Origin of the sequence: Streptomyces sp. NPDC096176 (genome assembly GCF_044763255.1) — a bacterium.
Classification (GTDB): Bacteria; Actinomycetota; Actinomycetes; order Streptomycetales; family Streptomycetaceae; genus Streptomyces.
In genome coordinates this window covers 449,403-467,612 of record NZ_JBIWFV010000005.1, presented here as the reverse complement: position 1 = coordinate 467,612, position 18,210 = coordinate 449,403, and the positions used below count along the sequence as shown (strand labels likewise).

16 protein-coding genes and 2 pseudogenes are annotated in these 18,210 nt (G+C 71.2%); 10 read left to right on the top strand and 8 right to left on the bottom strand.

Annotation, left to right across the window (positions count from 1 at the left end; all coding sequences use genetic code 11):
• Positions 1-56: 56 nt before the first annotated feature.
• On the bottom strand, positions 57-2,072 hold the full coding sequence (locus ACIQ7Q_RS16900) for a S8 family serine peptidase (protein ID WP_403861725.1): 2,016 nt from the start codon (positions 2,070-2,072) through the stop codon (positions 57-59).
• A gap of 146 nt (positions 2,073-2,218) precedes the next feature.
• On the opposite strand from ACIQ7Q_RS16900, the gene ACIQ7Q_RS16895 reads away from it, so the two are divergent.
• The 7 genes and pseudogenes from ACIQ7Q_RS16895 (at position 2,219) to ACIQ7Q_RS16865 (ending at position 7,820) form a co-directional block, all read left to right on the top strand.
• Positions 2,219-2,761: a hypothetical protein gene (locus ACIQ7Q_RS16895; protein WP_403861723.1), complete on the top strand. Its 543-nt coding sequence runs from the start codon at positions 2,219-2,221 to the stop codon at positions 2,759-2,761.
• Positions 2,762-2,809: 48 nt separating this feature from the next.
• Positions 2,810-3,355, top strand: a complete 546-nt coding sequence (locus ACIQ7Q_RS16890; protein WP_403861720.1) for a hypothetical protein — start codon at positions 2,810-2,812, stop codon at positions 3,353-3,355.
• A 4-nt stretch (positions 3,356-3,359) separates the two neighbouring features.
• Positions 3,360-4,331, top strand: coding sequence for a peptidase (locus ACIQ7Q_RS16885; RefSeq protein WP_403861717.1), 972 nt, complete (start codon positions 3,360-3,362; stop codon positions 4,329-4,331).
• A 92-nt stretch (positions 4,332-4,423) separates the two neighbouring features.
• Positions 4,424-4,954, top strand: a pseudogene (locus tag ACIQ7Q_RS16880) (recombinase family protein); the annotation flags it as partial.
• A gap of 101 nt (positions 4,955-5,055) precedes the next feature.
• On the top strand, positions 5,056-5,349 hold the full coding sequence (locus ACIQ7Q_RS16875) for a hypothetical protein (protein ID WP_403862189.1): 294 nt from the start codon (positions 5,056-5,058) through the stop codon (positions 5,347-5,349).
• A 270-nt stretch (positions 5,350-5,619) separates the two neighbouring features.
• Positions 5,620-7,083, top strand: coding sequence for an ABC transporter permease (locus ACIQ7Q_RS16870; RefSeq protein ID WP_403861714.1), 1,464 nt, complete (start codon positions 5,620-5,622; stop codon positions 7,081-7,083).
• A gap of 50 nt (positions 7,084-7,133) precedes the next feature.
• A complete protein-coding gene (locus tag ACIQ7Q_RS16865) occupies positions 7,134-7,820 on the top strand; it encodes an ABC transporter ATP-binding protein (protein WP_403861711.1) in 687 nt (228 codons plus the stop codon).
• A 410-nt stretch (positions 7,821-8,230) separates the two neighbouring features.
• Here the strand turns inward: ACIQ7Q_RS16865 and murQ are convergent, their stop codons facing one another.
• Complete coding sequence (murQ, locus tag ACIQ7Q_RS16860; protein ID WP_403861708.1) at positions 8,231-9,163, bottom strand: N-acetylmuramic acid 6-phosphate etherase; 933 nt, start codon at positions 9,161-9,163, stop codon at positions 8,231-8,233.
• 40 nt (positions 9,164-9,203) lie between these two features.
• Positions 9,204-10,118 carry a MurR/RpiR family transcriptional regulator gene (locus ACIQ7Q_RS16855; protein ID WP_403861705.1) on the bottom strand — a complete coding sequence of 305 codons (915 nt, stop codon included), beginning with the start codon at positions 10,116-10,118 and terminating at the stop codon, positions 9,204-9,206.
• 56 nt (positions 10,119-10,174) lie between these two features.
• Between ACIQ7Q_RS16855 and ACIQ7Q_RS16850 the strand changes: the two genes are divergently transcribed.
• Together ACIQ7Q_RS16850 and ACIQ7Q_RS16845 are read left to right on the top strand one after the other, a co-directional pair.
• Entirely contained in the window at positions 10,175-10,534 is a 360-nt protein-coding gene (locus ACIQ7Q_RS16850) for a hypothetical protein (protein WP_403861702.1), read from the top strand.
• A complete protein-coding gene (locus ACIQ7Q_RS16845; protein WP_403861699.1) occupies positions 10,531-10,797 on the top strand; it encodes a DUF4031 domain-containing protein in 267 nt (88 codons plus the stop codon). Before ACIQ7Q_RS16850 ends, ACIQ7Q_RS16845 begins: the two co-directional genes overlap by 4 nt.
• A 6-nt stretch (positions 10,798-10,803) precedes the next feature.
• On the opposite strand, the gene ACIQ7Q_RS16840 is transcribed toward ACIQ7Q_RS16845, so the two are convergent.
• From ACIQ7Q_RS16840 to ACIQ7Q_RS16825, 4 genes and pseudogenes are all read right to left on the bottom strand, one after another.
• Positions 10,804-11,412 carry a Uma2 family endonuclease gene (locus ACIQ7Q_RS16840; protein ID WP_403861697.1) on the bottom strand — a complete coding sequence of 203 codons (609 nt, stop codon included), beginning with the start codon at positions 11,410-11,412 and terminating at the stop codon, positions 10,804-10,806.
• A 121-nt stretch (positions 11,413-11,533) separates the two neighbouring features.
• Positions 11,534-11,811, bottom strand: a pseudogene (locus ACIQ7Q_RS16835) (Cmx/CmrA family chloramphenicol efflux MFS transporter); the annotation flags it as partial.
• Between the two features lie 52 nt (positions 11,812-11,863).
• Positions 11,864-12,514: a hypothetical protein gene (locus tag ACIQ7Q_RS16830; RefSeq protein ID WP_403861694.1), complete on the bottom strand. Its 651-nt coding sequence runs from the start codon at positions 12,512-12,514 to the stop codon at positions 11,864-11,866.
• Between the two features lie 96 nt (positions 12,515-12,610).
• Positions 12,611-14,920, bottom strand: a complete 2,310-nt coding sequence (locus ACIQ7Q_RS16825; RefSeq protein WP_403861691.1) for a heavy metal translocating P-type ATPase — start codon at positions 14,918-14,920, stop codon at positions 12,611-12,613.
• A gap of 215 nt (positions 14,921-15,135) precedes the next feature.
• On the opposite strand from ACIQ7Q_RS16825, the gene ACIQ7Q_RS16820 reads away from it, so the two are divergent.
• Positions 15,136-15,834 (top strand): copper homeostasis protein CutC, encoded by a 699-nt coding sequence (locus tag ACIQ7Q_RS16820; RefSeq protein WP_403861688.1) that lies wholly within the window; start codon positions 15,136-15,138, stop codon positions 15,832-15,834.
• Between the two features lie 201 nt (positions 15,835-16,035).
• On the opposite strand, the gene ACIQ7Q_RS16815 is transcribed toward ACIQ7Q_RS16820, so the two are convergent.
• On the bottom strand, positions 16,036-18,186 hold the full coding sequence (locus ACIQ7Q_RS16815; protein ID WP_403861685.1) for a HelD family protein: 2,151 nt from the start codon (positions 18,184-18,186) through the stop codon (positions 16,036-16,038).
• Between the last annotated feature and the right edge of the window lie 24 nt (positions 18,187-18,210).

The following is an 18,210-nucleotide window of genomic DNA, read 5'->3' as shown; positions in this document are numbered from 1 at the left end:
CGTGACTGAATGGAGGAGAACCCGGCGTAACAGCCCCGCGGGCCATCGCCCTGGAGTCAGCCGGTGACCTTTCCGGTGGTGACCAGGGCGAAGTCAGCGTCGGTCGCGGGGGTTTCCACGTGTCCGTCCTGATTGACCTGGCTGGCGATGACCTGGATCGTCCAGGTGCCGGCGGCCGGGGTTTGGATGAACACGTTCTCGACGGTGTCGATGGTGTTCGCCGAGCTGCCGGGCGTTGACCAGTTGCCTGCCGCGAGTCCGTTGTTTCCCCAGTAGATGGTGCCGTCCGGGGCGGTGAGCTTCAGGGTCAGATCGTTGACCCGCGCCTGGGCCGCCGACGGGGAGCCCATCGGGTCGGTGTAGACCATCGTCGCCTTCAGCGGCTCGCTGCCGTCGGTGGTCAGTGTGTACGTCGCGCTCTGGCCCTGGGTGAGCAGGTCGGTCTCGTTGACCAGGATCGGCAGCTGCCAGTTGTTGCCCTGTGCCTGCTGGTACAGGTTGCCGGCGCTGGCCGTGCCCCAGCCTTGCTTCATTCGGGCCAGGTCGTGGGTGTCTCCCGTGAAGGAGTACTGGTCGGCCGAGTTGATCAACAGCGCTTTCGCGGTGGCGGCATGGGGCCGGGACGCGAAGACGTCGCGGTCCTGCCCGGGGCTGCCCTCGAAGACCCCGTCGGCCCACATCTGGTGGATGAGGCCGGCGTAGCCGCAGGTGATCGGGGTGGCGGCGCTGGTGCCGTTGAATGTGTTGGTGTATGCGGCGTCGCCGCCGCTCGCGGTGGTGTGGACCGCGTCGTAGTAGTTCGACAGGTCGGGTTTGATCCGCCCGTCCGCGGCCGGGCCGATGCCCGCGCCGCCGTTCCACGCGTCATCGGTGCGGGAGACGGTGTCGTAGTGGTAGATGCCGCCCACGGACAGCACGTTCTTCGCCCACGCCTGTGGCCGGCCGGAGCGGTTACCGGTGTTGCCCTGGGTCTGGCAGATGAGGATGTCGTGGTCGAAGACGATGTCGTCCATTGCCGCAGAGGTCGAGTTGTAGCCGAACGTCAGCGCACTGCCCCAGCTGTTGGACTGGAACACCGCCCGGTACGGGCCTGCCGGGTCGACGAGTTGCGCGGTGTGCGCCCACCGGTCGGTCACCAGGGTCTGAGCGGCGAAGATGGGCTGCGCCTGAGGGAGCAGACCGCGGGCAGTGGAGTTGACGCCCGTGGCGAAGATCTGCCCGTACGTCGAGGTGCCGTGGCTCGTGCTGGTGGTGTTGGCGGTATGCATGATCGGCGCAAATGCCGCGAACTCCTGGTGGCTGGTGCGCAGTCCGGTGTCCATCACTTCACCGCGTACGCCTTGGCCGAGATAGCCCAGCGCGGTCTCGACCGTGTTGGCGCCGCCCGCGTCGCGGGCGTTGTCCATGTCGACTTCCGGTGCCGTCCAGACGTCGAGGGCGAGCACCGTGTCCAGGTGCGCCACGGTAAGCGCCTGTGCCGGCTCCAGGGTTGCCTCGATCAGTTGTCGGCTCGCCGATGCGACGTGTACTTTCCCGCCGATCGTTCTGATCCGCTGGGCCACTGCCCGTTGGTCGGCGGCGCTGCGTTTCACGAGCGTGATGAGGTATCGGCGGGTGCTCGACGGCACGGCCCCGCCTTCGAGCTTGTCGCCGGCGTCGTACCGGCCGATCCATCGCACGTACGGCAGCGTGGCGACCTGCCTTCGGGTCGCGGCGTTCATGTGCACCACGTACGTTGCGTCGGGAATGTAGGCGCCGATCCGGGCGCCGAGGGCGGTCAGTGCGGCGCGGTGGCTGTCGAGGGGCGTGGTCGCGAACTGGACCAGGTACGCGCGGCCGCTCTTCGACCGCAGGGGCCCTTGCGGCCGGGTGCGTTCCGCCTCCGGTGTGGTCGGATCGAAGGTGCGGTTACGGAGCCGGATCAGGGTGGGGTCCTGGGGCGCCGGGCTCCAGCTCGGACGGCCGTTCGCCATGCGGTGGTGGTGCGCGGGCATGGACAGGGCGGGGCTGGCGGAGGCGGCAAGGACCAGGGCGAGGACGGTGTATGTCGCTGTGCGCGCGCAGTTACGCATGGGGGCTCCTGGGCGAGGATCCGCCCCGGGGGGTGCGGACGGGCGAAATCCGGTTGAGGAACGCTAACCGGTCGCAGCCAGATAGAAACCGCCTGAATGGGTGACGAGGGGCCAGAAGCACCTACAGCGGGATCTATAGTCGCGGCGTGCACATGGCGTGGACGCTGATGGGCGTCGGGTCGGCGGTTGTGGTGACGGTGTTGCCCGGCGCAACAGCGCCGGTGGCGAACCACGCCCCGGGACACGTCACGCAACAGCCGAGCACACTGTCGATCACCGTGCCGGCCACGGCGAATCTCGGCGCGACCTTCCCCGGTTCATCGATCAGCCGACAGCTCGGCGAGGTCGAGGTGTCGGACAGACGGGGCGGGCAGAGCCGGGTCTGGACCGCGACGGTGGCCGCGAGCGACTTCACCACACCGGGCGGCGGCACCGCCCGGCAGATCTCCAGGAACCAGTTCTCCTACTGGTCGGGCCAGGCCACCAGAACCCAGGGTCCCGGCACCCGCGTGCCGGGCCAGCCCACGAGCGCGCAGGCACAGAGCCTCAGCGTCCCGCGTACGGCGTTCACCAAGACGACGGGCAACGGGAACAACACCACCGCCTGGCGGCCGACGTTGATCGTCGCGGTGCCGGCGACCGTCGTGGGCGGCGCCTACACCGGGACGGTCACCCACTCAGTCGCATAACTTGCCCAAATGCGGAGATTTCGGCACTCAGCGAACTACGGTGGTGCCGTGCGCAGAAAAGTATTGCTTTCGTGTGTCGCCGCTATCGCCGTGGTCGGCGCGGCACCGCTTCCTGCGGTCGCCCAGCCGTCGGGGGACACGACCGTAACCTTCACCGTGGCAACGGCGAATCTCACGATCGAGGTGCCCTCTTCCCGCGACCTGGGGTCCGGGTTCCCGGGACAGACGGTCAGCGGTCAGCTCGGCACCGTGAAAGTGATCGACCAGCGGGCCGCGGCGAACGCCACATGGACAGCCTCGGTGGTCGCGACGCAGTTCGACACCGGAACGGACGACCCCACCGAGACCATCCCGCCGAACCTGGTGGACTACTGGTCCGGGCCGGCGACCGCCACCACCGGCACGGGCAACTTCGTGCCCGGCCAACCAACGCGGGCCGACCGGGTCAGCCTGGAGCGGCCACGCACCGCGTTCTCCAAGACCTCCGGCAGCGGGAACAACAGCGCAAGCTGGAACCCCACCCTGGAGATCACCATCCCGCAGGACGCCGTTGGCGGGCTCTACAGCGGAACGGTGACCCATTCGGTTTCGTGAGCCCGTGGGTGGCCTACTCCTGGCGGTGTCCCTGCTCGTCGGATCCATCGCGCCGCCGGTGGCCGCACAGGCACGGCGGTCATCCGACGACGTGCGCATCGGCGTCCGGCTCGTCGACGCACCCGTCAGCCGCCGCGACGACTACCGTGCCCACCGCTACATCATCGACCACGTCACACCGGGCCAGAAGGTTCGCAGACGGATCGCGGTCACCAACGAGTCGGACACGCGACAGCGCGTACAGCTCTACCCCGGGGCCGCCGCGGCCCAGGACGGCTTCACCTTCGCCCCCGGCCGCCCCGCCAACGAGCTCACCGGCTGGGTGACACTGGAGCACAGCGAACTCGTCCTGGAGCCCGACGAGACGGCAAGAGTGTGGACCGAGATCACCGTGGCGAAGAATGCGACCGGCGGCGAACACTACGGTGTCATCTGGGCAGAGATCAATCCCAAGCGCGACCCCTCCGAGCAGGTACACCACGTAGGCCGCGCCGGGGTGCGCATCTATCTGTCCGTCGGGCCCGGCGGGGAACCGCGCTCGGACTTCCGCATCGAAAATCTGGCCGGCGCCCGCGCCGCCAACGGCGTACCGGTGGTCACGGCCCGAGTGAAGAACACCGGCGGGCGGGCCCTGGACCTCACGGGCAAACTCACCCTGTCAGATGGCCCGGGCGGGATGTACGCAGGCCCGTTCAACGTCAAGGCAGACACCATCGGCCCAGGCCACTCGACACTGGCGAATGCCACACTCGACCCGGGGCTGGCGAGCGGTGTGTGGACCGCACGACTGACCCTCACCAGCGGGCTCGTCAAACGGGAGACCAGCGGCCGCATCACCATCCACACGCCGCACCGGGCCCCCCACAAGGGCGGGAACACCTCGGCAGCCGCACTCACGGTCGGCGGTGTCGTTGCGGCTGTCGCAGCAGCACTGCTCGCCGCGTACGGATACCGCCGCCGCCACCGCTACCGCTGACCCAGCCACACCGCGACACCCAGCCTCATCTGTGTTTCATAGGCGGCGGCCTGTGAAACACCGTCACCCGGCGGACGTGCCCAGGGTGAACCATGTTTCATGGGTTGTTGCAAACGGCTCGACAGTTTGAAACCACTCATGAACAGTCGGGGCTTGTGAGTGACGACTTCAAGCGCGTGCAATCGCACGACTGCCCGATGTCCTCCTGCGCCGCCCCCGCGGGGTCGCCGTGCCGAACTGGCAAGGGCAAGGTGGCTATCCAGTACCACACCGCCCGCTTCCGCCTCGTGCCCCAACTCGCCAAGATCCTCAACGTGCCGACCCCCGCCGTGCGCAAGCCCGGCTCCGCCTGGGCCGAGCTGCCCCGGCCGAGGAACGCCGGCGCCGAACCCGTCGGGCACGCCCGCCTGGGGTACGCCCGTGCATCCACCGTCCGGCAGTCCCTCGACTCCCAGCTCGACTCGCTCACCGAAGCCTGGGCCACCCGGATCTTCTCCGAGAAGATCTCCACCCGCGCCACCCAGCGCCCCGAACTGGACAAGGCCGTCGCCCTCGCCGGCGAACTGCGTGCCTCCGGGGTGCGGGTCACGCTCGTCGTCCACGAGCACAAGAGGCTCGGCCGCGGCATCGAACTGGCGACCCTGGCTGAGGAACTGAAGGCGAGCGACGTCGGTCTGGAGTCCTCACCGGTGAGCTCCAGGGCTCGCACGACCCCTCCGGCGTCGTGTTCACCGTGCTGGCCGCCCTGTCCGGCATGGAACGCGAATACATCCGCGACCGCACCCTCGAAGGCCACGAGTCTGCCCGCAAGCGCGGTAAGACCATCGGCGGCGTCACCGACGACTCCATGCTCTCCATGGCCCTCCACCTGCGGGAGCAGGAGATGAGCCTGCGCGACATCGCCAAACGGCTCGTCATCACCACCGGCAAGAAGAAGGGCCAGCACCCCTCACCCGCGACCGTCATGCGCATGCTGCGCGAGCACGACGAACAGACGACCGCGCCTTTGGCGTCCTAAGAGACGGGCTGCCCTCCACCGTCGGCGAGGGAACAAGATCATTCCTTAGCGTTCAATCCAGCAGCATTGCCGGCGTGACCCCTAGAGCGCACCCGAGATTCAGCAAAAGTATTTTTGCAGAATGTCTTTGGGGTCTGAGGCTCGGCGTCGCTGCCCACCCTCTGCGGACAAAACGGGGCGCTGAGCCCCGGTCAGGTCTCGATCGGAACACTCATGCAGCTCTCATCGTCGCCTTAACTCCTCATCACGCCCCGTCCATACGTTCGCGCCATGTTCTTCACCTATCTCCGGCGCGAGTTGCGCCGCCGCCGCAAAGCGGCGCTCGTCGTCGCCTCGGGGCTCGCCCTCGGGATCGCGCTGGTCATCGTCGTCAACTCGGTGTCGTCCGGGATGAACCGCGCCCAGGGCAAGGTGCTGGAGTCGCTGTACGGACTCGGCACTGACATGACCGTCACCAAGGCCGCGGAGCCGCCCGGCGAGGGCGGCGTACAGAAGCCCCGGTTCCGGTTCGACGCCAAGGACGAGGGCGACGACGCCGAGCAGAGCCGGGACATCGTCATGGTCCAGGGCTTCGAGACCCTGGCCGCCTCGACCGTCGGCCAGGTCGACAAGCAGGACGGCGTCGCCGGTGCGGTCGGCGGGCTGAGCGTGAACGTCATGAAGGTCAATGGCGAGTTCAAGCGCGGCGCGGTCGAGAAGCAGCCCGGTCAGGGCGGGCCCGGAGACGGCTCCGGAGGCGGCGCGGTCCGCGGGGGCGGCGCCGACTTCGACGTCGACTCGTACACCGCGTACGGAACGGACGTCACCCACCAGGAACTCGGCCCCCTGACCTCCTCGAAGATCACCTCCGGGCGGACCTTCGAGAAGACCGAGACCGACGCCGCGGTCGCCGTCCTCGACAGCGCGTACGCGAAGGAGAAGAACCTCGCCGTCGGCAAGGAACTGACCATCTCCGGGACCGACTTCACGATCATCGGCGTCGCCACCGCGGACAGCGGCGACGCCGCGGCCAACGTGTACCTGCCGCTCGCCCGGGCGCAGAAGCTCGCCGACGCCGAGGACAAGGTGACCACGGTCTACGTCCAGGCGGCCGACTCCCAGAAGATCGACAGCGTCAAGCAGGCCATCCAGAAGAACATCTCCGGTACGACGGTGACGACTTCCGCCGACCTCGCCGACACCGTCTCCGGATCCCTGTCCACCGCGTCCGACCTGGCCTCCGGCGTCGGCAAGTGGCTGTCGGTCCTGGTACTGGGCGCGGCGTTCCTCGTGGCGGGACTGCTCACGTCGTCCGCAGTGAGCCGCCGCGTACGGGAGTTCGGCACGCTCAAGGCGCTCGGCTGGAAGAGCGGCCGGGTGACCCGTCAGGTGGCCGGTGAGGCGCTCGTCAACGGGCTCGTCGGCGGCGCGCTCGGTATCGCCGTCGGAGTCGCCGGGGCGTGGCTGATCACGACGTTCAGCCCGACGCTCACCGCGCAGCTCGGCGGGGGTGCGGGCGTTGCCGGCGGTTCGGGAGGCGGTGGCGGTCTCCGGGTCGCCGGGCCCGGGGGCGGCGGGCCCGTACGGGAGTCCGCCTCCCGGGCCCTCGACATCGCGCTCACCGCGCCCGTCTCGCTCACCACGATCGGGCTCGCGGTCGCGCTCGCGGTGGCCGGCGGCCTCGTCGCGGGCGGCTTCGGCGGCTGGCGCGCCTCCCGGCTGCGGCCGGCCGACGCGTTGCGCCGCGTCGAGTGACCCGGCGCGGACCGGGCGCCCTTTCTTCCACGTAGCAACAGGAGTTGATGATGTACCAGCTCAGTGGCGTCACCAAGCGCTACCGGCGGGGCAAGGACACCGTGAACGCCCTCGACGGCGTCGACCTGACCATCGAGGACGGCGGACGTCTTGTCATCCAGGGCCCGACGGGCGGCGGCAAGTCCACGCTGCTGCAGATGCTCGGCGGCCTCGACCGGCCCAGCGAGGGCAGTGTGGTCCTGGACGGGACCGACCTGGCGACGCTGCCGGAGGCGAGACTGACGCGGGTGCGGGCCGAGAAGATCGGCTTCGTCTTCCAGAGCTTCAACCTGATCCCCACGCTCACGGCCCAGGAGAACGTCGAGACCGCGCTCGTCCCGATCGGCCTCAAGGCGGCCGAGCGCCGGGAACGGGCGGCGGAGGCGTTGGCGTCGGTGGGGCTGGGCGAGCGGCTGCGGCACCTGCCCGGTGAGCTGTCCGGCGGCCAACAGCAGCGCGTGGCGATCGCGCGGGCGCTGGTGAAGCGCCCGGCGGTGCTGCTCGCGGACGAACCCACGGGCAACCTCGACGAGTCGATGCGCGACGAAATCATGGACGTGCTGGAAGGCCTGTGGCAGGAGCACGCCTTCACATTCGTGATGGTCACCCACGACTCGTCGCTGGCCCGGAGGGCCCGGCGGGTGGCGACGATCCGCAAGGGCCGCGTGACGGTGAAGGAACGGGCGGGGGCGGCGTAGGCCGTAGTGGGCCGGGTTGTGGGCGCGGCCGGGTTGTCGGGGCGCTGCCCCGAGCCCCGCGCCTCAAGCGCCGGCGGGGCTGGGGTGGGGCCCCTGCGCCTCAAGCGCCGGCGGGGCAGAGCCGGGTTCCGGGAGCGGCGTAGGCCGCAGCCGTCGCTCGGGCGCTGCCCCGGCGTCACCGGGCATCAAGGGCCGGCGGGGCATGGGGGGCCGTAGTGGGCCGGGTTGCGGGGGTGGCCGGCCGGGGTTTCGGGGCGCTGCCCCGAGCCCCGCGCCTCAAGCGCCGGCGGGGCTGGGGTGGGGCCCCGCGGCTCAAGGGCCTCGGGCGCGTCGCTCGTGGCCGCCCCGGACCCGCGCGCCAGGTCGGCGCGGCACCGGTCGGCCGCCCACCAGGCCCGGGACGCGCCCCGTTACTCGCCGGGTGCAGCTGCCAGCGCCGCGCGCAGGTGGCCCCTGCTGCGGGACAGGAGCGTCGCCGCCGCCGGGGCGTCGACGCCGCCCAGGATCACCAGGATCGCGTTCTTCACCTCGCCGTCCGTCGCCGCCAGTGCCGCCTCGATCTCCTCGTCCGGCGCCTCCGTCGCCAGCGCGACGATCCGCCTCGAGCGGGCGCGCAGCTTGTCGTTGGAGGCGCGGACGTCGACCATGAGGTTTCCGTACGTCTTGCCGAGCCGGATCATGGTGATCGTCGAGATCATGTTGAGCACGAGCTTCTGCGCCGTGCCCGCCTTCAACCGGGTGGAGCCGGTGAGCAGTTCGGGGCCGGTCACGACCTCGATCCCGTGGTCCGCCGCGGCGGCCAGTTCGCTGTCCGCGTTGCAGGACAGGCCGACGGTGAGCGCGCCCAGCGCCCGGGCGTGCTCCACCGCGCCGACCGCGTACGGGGTCCGGCCGGAGGCGGAGATGCCGACCACCGTGTCGTCCGGCGTGAGTTTCAGCCCGTCCAGGTCCGCGGCGGCCAGTTCCTTGCTGTCCTCCGCGCCTTCGACGGCCTTGACCATGGCGGTGGGGCCGCCCGCGATCACGCCGAGGACCTCCGACGGGTCGGTGTTGAAGGTGGGCGGGCACTCGCTGGCGTCGAGGACCCCCAGACGCCCGGCCGTGCCCGCGCCCGCGTAGACGAGCCGGCCGCCACGGGCCATGCGCTCCGCGGTGTCGTCGATCGCGGCGGCGATGGCGGGGAGCTGCGCGGCGACGGCGACGGGCACGCTCGTGTCCTCGCCGTTCATGATCCGGGCGATCTCGAGTGTCGGCAGCCGGTCGATGTCGGCGAGCTCGGGGCGGAAGGCCTCGGTGGTGAGAGCGGCGAGCTGGGCGCGGAGTTCACCGTGGGTGTAGGTCATGAAAGGCGGCTCGGCTTTCTCGGTGCGTGGGGGGCTCGGTTCAGCGGGTTCGGGCGTTGTGGCGGTGCGCGAGCGCCTCGTAGGAGGCGGCGAGGGCAGGGGCCGCCGACTCGTACGTGCGCTGGGCCACGCCGATGAACAGGCAGTCGACGACGAGCAGTTGACTCGTGCGGGACGACATGGCCGCCGGGCGCAGCTCGCTCTCGCGGGCGGTCGACGTCGTCAGGACGTGGTCGGCGTACTGGGAGACCGGGCCGTCGGGACGGCCGGTGATGGCGATCGTCGTCGCCCCGCGGTCGAACGCCACCCGCAGCGGTTCGATGACGTCCCCGGTGGAACCGGAGTGGGTGATCGCGATGGCCACGTCCCCGGAGCGCAGCTGCACGGCGTTGGTGACCGCGAGGTGCGGATCGGCGTGCGCGTGCGCGATCAGGCCGATGCGGAGCAGCTTCTGGGCGAGGTCCATGCCGACGAGCGAGGACGCGCCGACGCCGTAGATGTCGATGCGGCGGGCGGTCGACGCGGCGGCGACGGCCGCGCCGAGCTGCACGGTGTCGAGTCCGGCGGCAGTGTCGGCGAGGGTCTGCTGCTCGTCGTAGGCGAGTTTGGCGACGACGTCCGCGATGGGATCGTCGACGGCGATGTCGGTGGTCAGGGCCGGCGCGCGGCCGGACTCCTGGTGGGCGGCGAGGCCGGCGAGCGCGAGACGCAGGTCGCGGTAGCCGGGGTAGCCGAGCAGACGGGCCGTGCGGACCACGGTGGCTTCACTGGTGCCGGTGAGCTCGGCGAGGCCGGTGACCGTGAGGGCGGCGCAGCCTGCGGGATCGTCGGCGACGGCTTCGGCGACCCGCTGCATGGAGCGGGTCATGGACGGCGAGAGCGTGCGGACCTTGGCCGCCAGGGCGGCAGGGGCGGGAGCGTCGCCGCTGAAAATTTCCTTCACTGGATTGGTCACATATGAAAGATATTTTCGCGTTTCGGGTGGCGTCAAGCCCCGGAGACAATGGGCGTATGGACGACGACTCGATACCACTGGAGCGGGCACTGCACGCGGCACGCGCCCTGGTCCTCGCGGATCTGGCGGCCAGGGACGTGGCGGACGCCGACGTCGTCTCCCTCGTCGAGGAAGCGGTCGCCCACCGCCGTTGGTGGGTCGGGCAGTGGCCCGAGGGCGTCGCGTACGTCGCGGGGCTGGTCGCCCAGGACGTCCAGGACGCGCTGCTGGAGCGGCACGGCCGCTGGCCGCTGTGCCCGGTCTGCGACGCCGGTGACCCGCATGCCCTGGAGGTCGAGCCGGAGCTGGGCCCCGATCCGCACTGGGTGTGCGGCAAGGCGGGCGTGGTCGTGGCCCCCGTGGGCGGTCTTCAGTGACGGTCTACATCGATCCGCCGACCTGGCCGGGCCACGGCCAGATGTGGTCGCACCTCGTCAGCGACGTGTCGTTCGAGGAACTGCACACCTTCGCGGCGAGGATCGGCTGCCCGGCGCGCGCCTTCGAACGGGACCACTACGACGTGCCCTCCCACCGCTACGCGGACGCCGTGGCCGCGGGCGCGGTGGAGATCTCGAGCCGCGAAGTGGTCAGGCTGCTGACCGCGACAGGGCTGCGCAGGCCGAAGGGCCGGCGGGCCTGAGCGCCGTCAGGCGATGAACTCCGAGGTGTCCAGCTCGCCGTCGAACGGCTCCGGCAGCGGGATCGTCTCGCCGAACGGCCTGCGCAGCCCCGTGCGGTACTTGCCCTCGTGCGGGTCGGAGAAGAGCGTGACCGTGGGTCCGGCCTCGTCGAACCGGTCGATCAGCAGATACAGCGGAACGTCACCGGCGGCGTAGGAGCGCAGCTTCGCCGACCGGTCGTGCGAGGCGTTGCCGCGTGAGGTGATCTCCACAGCGAGTGCCGCCTCGGCCGCCGCGAGGGGGGCTTTCTCCTTCTTCCTCGCCCGCTCGGCGATCAGCTTCCGAGGGACGACGACGAGGTCGGGGATGAACAGCCGTTCGTCGCGGTAGAGAAAGAGCCCAAGGGTCTGAAACACACCCCAGCCCTCGGGGGCGGCCTTCCGCACGGCCCAGTGCACTTGGTCTGCGATGAGGTTGTGTCCGTCGTCCGGCGGCGGTACCAAGGTGATCAGCCCTTCGTCGATCTCGGCGCGCCAGCCTTCCGGCACGTCCAGCTCCTGCCACGTGCTCAGCAGGTAGTCCCACGACGGCATGTCTTCCTCCGACAGCTCGGGCTCGACCAGCATGGTGGTCATCGTGAGGTCTCCTTCCTGTGGCCCTGACACCCGGAATCTAGGGCGCGGGTCATTGCGCGAGACCGTTCGGATCAGCGTCCCACGATGGAGTGATCAACGCGGGGAATCAACGCGCTCGGTGTGCGGACCGCCACCCGAGGTGCTCACCCAGGGACGCGCCCGCCGGTACGCCGAGGACATCGCGATCGACAGCCCGCCGGTCATCACGGCCATGGACCGGGCCACCGGTCACCGGAACCATGGCGGTTGCGACGGCCCTGCCGACCGCCCGGAAACCCGCGCACGCGAGCACGCTGAGGACACGGGACGCGGAGCCACGAACGCCGACGACAGCAGCCCGGCCCGGCGGATCGAGACGCCCATGTCGTGCGCGATCGGGGGCAGGTGCCCGGAGAGCATGAACTCGCTGGTGCCGGGAGCGAAGACGGACAGGCCCCGTGGGGGCGCTCTCTCACGAGGCGGCCAGCAGCTCCAGCTCGACCGTCAGGTTGTGGCGGGCGGCCGCTTCCCACTCGCGTTCCCCGTGCGGAGTGCGGAACAGCCGCGGCAGCCGCAGCAGCTGTCGCAGTACCGCGGCGCGCCCGTCCCGGAACGCCTCTTCGGGCACGAACGCGTACTCCTCGCGCACGGCGGCCGCATACGCGGCGTACGCCTCCGGGGCCGCCGCGAGGATCGCCAGGTCGGCGTCGCACAGCACTTCGCCGTTGCGGTCGGAGTCGGCCGGGTCGTGGGTGACGGTGAGACGCACGAGGCGGGCGACCTCGGCGGTGGCCTCGGCGCCCAGCCCCGCCTCGGGCAGCGCGCGCTCGGCGATCCGGGCGGAGCGCTCCTCGTTCTCGGAACGGTCCGGCAGATAGACGGCGTCGTGGAACCAGGCGGCGAGCCGGACGAGGTCCGGGTCGTCCGCGTACTGCTCGAGCTCGTCGATGCGGTCGAGTACCGCGACGAGGTGGGCGGTGGTGTGGTACCGCCGCTGTGGCTCCGCCCATCGGGCGAGCAGGTTGTCGGCGTACGGGAGCGGGTCCGGGTCGCTCGCCCCTTCGCGGGCCCCTTGGAGCGCCTGGGCCCAGTGGGCGCGGAGGTCGGCGGTGCGGTCGGTCATGGGGCGACTTTAGACGCGATGCGGCCGCCTCGACCGTGGCGGGTCGGGGCGGCCGCGTGCGTGATTCGGCTCAGGCGGCGTTGAAACCGCTTCGGCTCATGCGGCCTTGAAGCCGCGCAGGCGCAGGCTGTTGCCGACGACGAAGACGGACGAGAAGGCCATGGCCGCGCCCGCGATCATCGGGGTGAGGAGGCCGGCGGCGGCGAGGGGGAGGGCTGCGACGTTGTAGGCGAAGGCCCAGAAGAGGTTCGAGCGGATGGTGCCGAGGGTCTTGCGGGAGAGGCGGATGGCGTCGGCGGCGGCGTTGAGGTCGCCGCGTACGAGGGTGAGGTCGCCGGCCTCGATGGCGGCGTCGGTGCCGGTGCCCATCGCCAGGCCCAGGTCGGCCTGGGCGAGTGCGGCGGCGTCGTTCACGCCGTCGCCGACCATGGCGACGCTGCGGCCCTCGGCCTGGAGCCTTTTGACGACGTCGACCTTGTCCTCGGGCATGACCTCCGCGATCACCTCGTCGATGCCGACCTCAGCGGCCACGCTCCGGGCGACGGCCTCGTTGTCGCCGGTGAGCAGGATGGGCGTCAGGCCCAGCGCGCGCAGTCTGCGGACGGCTTCCGGGCTGGTGTCCTTGACGGCGTCGGCGACCTCGACGACGGCGCGGGCCTCGCCGTCCCAGGCGACGGCGATCGCGGTGCGGCCGGCGGCTTCCGCTTCGTCCTTGGCCCGGGCGAGGTCGGCGGGCAGTTCCAGGGCCTTCCCCCCTGGCCCTTCGGGCAGGGGAGGCGCCCCCACCCGCAGCAGCTTTTCGCGGCCGACGAGGACGGCGTGGCCCTCGACGACGCCCTGGACGCCGAGCCCGGGGACGTTGGCGAAGTCCTCGGGGGCGGGCAGGGTGCCGACCCTCTCCGCGGCACCGGTGGCGACGGCCCGGGCGATGGGGTGCTCCGAGGCGCTCTCCAACGCGCCTGCCAGCCGCAGCACTTCGGTCTCGGTGGTGGTGGCCGCGGTGTGGACGGCGAGCAGCGTCATCCGGCCGGTGGTGACGGTGCCGGTCTTGTCGAGGACGATCGTGTCGACCTTGCGGGTGGTCTCCAGGACTTCCGGGCCCTTGATCAGGATGCCGAGCTGGGCGCCGCGGCCGGTGCCGACCATCAGCGCGGTCGGAGTGGCCAGCCCCAGAGCGCAGGGGCAGGCGATGATCAGGACGGCGACGGCGGCGGTGAACGCGGCGGTCAGTCCGGAGCCGTTGCCGAGCCAGAAGCCGAGCGTGCCGAGGGCCAGTGCGATGACAACGGGGACGAAGACGGCGGAGATCCTGTCGGCGAGCCGCTGGGCGGCGGCCTTGCCGTTCTGTGCGTCCTCCACCAGCTTGGCCATCCGGGCCAGTTGGGTGTCGGCGCCGACGCGGGTCGCCTCCACGACGAGCCGTCCCCCGGCGTTCAGCGTGGCGCCGGTGACGGTGTCGCCCACGCCGACCTCGACGGGGACGGACTCGCCGGTGAGCATCGAGGCGTCCACGGCGGACGCACCCTCGACGACCGTGCCGTCGGTGGCGATCTTCTCCCCGGGCCGGACCAGGAACCGGTCACCCACCTGCAGGTCGGCCGTGGGGATCGTCTCCTGCCGCCCGCCCCGCACGACGGTGACCTCCTTGGCGCCCAGCTCCAGGAGCGCTTTGAGCGCGGCGCCCGCCTTCCGCTTGGAGCGGGCCTCGAAGTAACGCCCGGCCAGGATGAACGCGGTGACGCCCGCGGCGGCCTCGAAATAGATGTTCCCCGCGCCGTCGCTGCGGGCGATCGTCAACTCGAAGCGGTGCGTCATGCCGTGGGTGCCGGCGGTGCCGAAGAACAGCGCCCACAGTGACCACAGGAACGCGGCCGACGTGCCGACCGAGATCAGGGTGTCCATCGTGGCCGCCCCGTGCCGGGCGTTGGTCCAGGCGGCACGGTGGAACGGCCAGGCCGCGTACGTGACGACCGGTGCGGCGAGGGTGAGGCTCAGCCACTGCCAGTACTCGATCTGCAGCGCGGGGACCATCGCCATCGCGACGACGGGAACGGACAGTGCCACGGCGGCGATGAGGCGCTGCCGCAGGGGCCGCAGCTCCTCGGCCGCCTCGTCCTCGTCCTCGTCCCCGGACCGGTCGGCCCGGCCGGCGCTCTCCGTGCGCGGCGGGGCGGGCTCGTGGGCGGTGTATCCGGTGGCCTCGACCGTCGCGATCAGGTCGGCGACGGCGACGTCCTTGGCGAAGGTGACCTTCGCCTTCTCCGTCGCGTAGTTCACCGTCGCCTCGACGCCGTCCATGCGGTTGAGCTTCTTCTCGATACGTGCCGCGCAGGAGGCGCAGGTCATACCGCCGATGGCGAGCTCCACCGCACGTTCGGTGGCGGGCTCCGTCCGCGTCTGCGACATGAACTCCTCCTGACAGTCGCTAATACCCCCTGGGGGTATCTTGATTTCCATGTATACCCCCTGCCTGCATGGGGATGCAAGGGGATGGTCGCGGAGGGAGCGTTTGAGGCTGCCTTCGCGCTCGGCGGGTATTAGGCTGGTCATTGGACTAGACCTGTTAGACCCTGATCGTTCTACCGCCGACTGTGCAGCCGCCCCCTGGAGGAATGGGTCCCATGAGCAACCACGCACTCCTTGAGGTGATCGCTCTCGACGCGCAGGACGCGGTCGCCGCCCAGTCCGGAGGGGCCGACCGGCTCGAGCTGGTCACCGACATGGCGGCAGACGGTTTGACGCCGTCCCTCCGCACGTTCACCGCGATCCGCTCGGCGGTCGACATCCCACTGCGGGTGATGCTCCGCCTCACCGACGGCTTCACGGTCGGCGGCCCGGCGGACGCCGACGCCCTCGTCCGCGCGGCGGAGCAGCTGCGCGAGGCGGGCGCCGACGAGTTCGTCCTCGGCTTCCTGGACGACCACGGTCAGCCGGACCTGGTCACCGTGGAACGGCTGCTCGCGGTACTGGACGGCTGCCGCTGGACTTTCCACCGCGCCATCGACCATGCGCCCGACCGGGACGCGCTGCGCAAGCAACTCGCGGACCTGCCCGGTCTCGACACGTACCTGACCGCGGGCTCCGCGTCCGGCGTCGACGCCGGCATGCCGACGCTCCTGGCGGAGGCGGCGCGGCAGGGCGAACCGGGCTACGAGCCGCTGATCCTGGTCGGCGGCGGCCTCCGCCTGGACCACGTCCCTCGTCTGAGGGCGGCGGGCGTGACCGGCTTCCACATCGGCGGGGCGGCCCGCCCGCAGGGCTGGGCGGCACCCGTGTCGCCGGCCGCGGTCCGCGAGTGGCGCGAGGCGCTGGACGGGTAGTCGGCGTTCGGGGCGCGGCCGCCGGGTCCCGGACGCGAGTGTGTGCCGAGTCCGGTGGCCTTGGTTCGCACCCCGACCGGGCGTGGCCCGAACGCGGGTGTCAGTCGGTTCCGGGGCGTGGCCCGAATGGGGCGCGGCAGGCCGGTGCCTGAGGCGGGTGCCGGCGAGTTCCGGTGGCGGTCTCGCCCGGGCCGACGGGCGTCAGCCGAGTTCCGGGGGCAGCGCCTTCGCGTGCAGCACCGTCAGGCCCGAGACCGCCCTCGTCAGGGCCACGTACAGGCGGCGCAGGCCTGTGCGGAGGTCCGGTTCGGAGGCGACGATCGTGGCCGGTTCTTCGAGGACCACGTGGTCGTACTCGAGGCCCTTGGCCAGCGACGCAGGGACCAGGGTGAGCCGGGACTCGGCCGTCGTCTCCTCGCCCGGGGACAGATGGGGCAAGCCGGCGCCGGTGAGAGCCGCCGCGAGGGCCGGGACGCGGGAGTCCGCCGCGATCAGGCCGATCGAGCCCTCCTTCTCCAGGGCCTGCGTGCACGCCGCGACGACGTCCGCGTCGAGGTCCGCGACCTCGCGGACCGCTCGGACGGAGAGGGACCCGGGGGTCTCGCGGACCGAGGAGACCGCCGCAAGGCCCGGGGACATGTGCGGCAGAAGACGGGACGCGTAGGCGATCACCTCGCGGGGGACGCGGAAGCCCGCCGTGAGTTCCTCCACGGCCGCGTCGGGCTTGCCGAGGTGGGACAGGGCTTCGGCCCACGATCCGGTCGCCCACGGGGTCGTGCCCTGGGCCAGGTCGCCGAGGACCGTTGCCGAGCCCGTGGAGCAGCGGCGGCCCACGGCGCGGTACTGCATCGGGGACAGGTCCTGCGCCTCGTCGAGGACGACATGGCCCAGGGACTGCGTGCGCTGCACGAGATCCGCGGCCTCGTCGATCAACACGGCATCGGCCAGGGACCACTTGGCGGACTTCGCGCTGCGGGGCGGCTTGCCGAACAGGATCGTGCTCTGTTCCTCGGAGGTGAGGATGCCGTCGGCGTGCGCCGCGAGGAACTCCGCGTCGGACAGCAGGCGCAGGACGAGCTTCGCCGGGTCGACCGGCGGCCAGATCGCCTTGACCGCGGCTTTGACGGCGGTGTTGCGGGCCACCGAGTCCTGGACGCGGTCGTCGGGGGCCTCGCCGGCCTGTTCCATGCGGACGAGCACGGTGTGCGCGATCCGCTGCGGCAGGGCCTCACGGCCGGCGCCGTAACGGATGTCGCGGTCGAGCAACTCGCGGACGATCTCCTCGAGTTCGTACGCGGGAACCCGCCAGCGCCGCGATCCGCGCACGACGACCACCGGCTCGGTCGGCATCGTGACATGGGCGCGGACCGCTCGCCGCAGCACCTCCGCCATCCTCGCGTCGCCCTTGACGACGGCCGCTGCGGCACAGTCCTCGCCACGCACGTCCACCTGCGCGACGAGATCGTCGACCGTGGACTGCTTGACCTCCAACTCGCCGAGCGCGGGGAGGACCTGCTCGATGTAGTGGAGGAAGGAACGGTTCGGCCCGATGACCAGGGTGCCCGTACGGGCCAGCCGCTCCCGGTGGGCGTAGAGGAGGTACGCGACCCGGTGCAGGCCGACGGCGGTCTTGCCTGTGCCGGGTCCGCCCTGCACGCACACCGTGCCGGACAGGCCGCTGCGGACGATCTCGTCCTGCTCCGGCTGGATCGTCGCGACGATGTCGCGCATCGGTCCCACGCGCGGCCGCTCGATCTCCGCCTGGAGCAGCTTCGAGGTCTGCTCGGCCTCCGACGGGTCCGTGAGGTGCTCGTCCTCGTACGCCGTGAGGTCCCCGCCGGTGTAGCCGAAGCGCCGGCGCAGGCCGACGTCCTGCGGGTCCTTGCGGGAGGCCCGGTAGAAGGGCTGGGAGACCGGCGCGCGCCAGTCGATCACCATCGGGTCCCCCTGGGCGTCGTGGACGTGCCGGCGGCCGATGTACAGCGTTCTCTCGTGCGCCTCCGGCGCGGGGCGCCGGCCCTCCTGAGTGGTGGGCAGGTAGTCGAGCCGGCCGAAGAAGAGCGGGGTGTGGGCGAGGTCGGCGAGTGCCTCGATGCGCTGCTCGATCTGCGCCTGGAGGACCGCGGCGTTGACCCAGTTCGCGGTGACGTCCTTGATGTCGAGGGACTGCACGTCCTCCCGCATCGCGCGCAGCGCGGACCGGGACGCGGCGAGGTGCGCCCGCTCACGGCCGAGTGGGTCGCCGCCGCCCGGTCGGGCGGGCGCGGACGCGCCGGATCCGGTGGTTACGGCTGATCCGGTGGTGAGGGCGGATCCGGCGGATACGTCAGGTACAGGGGCGTGCGCGGGCACGGTGGCCTCCGGCTGAGCTGCGTG

Bases quoted from the DNA above. Each gene is read 5' to 3' on its own strand.
- ACIQ7Q_RS16900 (WP_403861725.1), bottom strand. From the start codon at position 2,072: ATGCGTAACTGCGCGCGCACAGCGACATACACCGTCCTCGCCCTGGTC.
- ACIQ7Q_RS16870 (WP_403861714.1), top strand. From the start codon at position 5,620: ATGTTCTTCACCTATCTCCGGCGCGAGTTGCGCCGCCGCCGCAAAGCG.
- ACIQ7Q_RS16865 (WP_403861711.1), top strand. From the start codon at position 7,134: ATGTACCAGCTCAGTGGCGTCACCAAGCGCTACCGGCGGGGCAAGGAC.
- murQ (WP_403861708.1), bottom strand. From the start codon at position 9,163: ATGACCTACACCCACGGTGAACTCCGCGCCCAGCTCGCCGCTCTCACC.
- ACIQ7Q_RS16850 (WP_403861702.1), top strand. From the start codon at position 10,175: ATGGACGACGACTCGATACCACTGGAGCGGGCACTGCACGCGGCACGC.
- ACIQ7Q_RS16840 (WP_403861697.1), bottom strand. From the start codon at position 11,412: ATGACCACCATGCTGGTCGAGCCCGAGCTGTCGGAGGAAGACATGCCG.
- ACIQ7Q_RS16830 (WP_403861694.1), bottom strand. From the start codon at position 12,514: ATGACCGACCGCACCGCCGACCTCCGCGCCCACTGGGCCCAGGCGCTC.
- ACIQ7Q_RS16825 (WP_403861691.1), bottom strand. From the start codon at position 14,920: ATGTCGCAGACGCGGACGGAGCCCGCCACCGAACGTGCGGTGGAGCTC.
- ACIQ7Q_RS16820 (WP_403861688.1), top strand. From the start codon at position 15,136: ATGAGCAACCACGCACTCCTTGAGGTGATCGCTCTCGACGCGCAGGAC.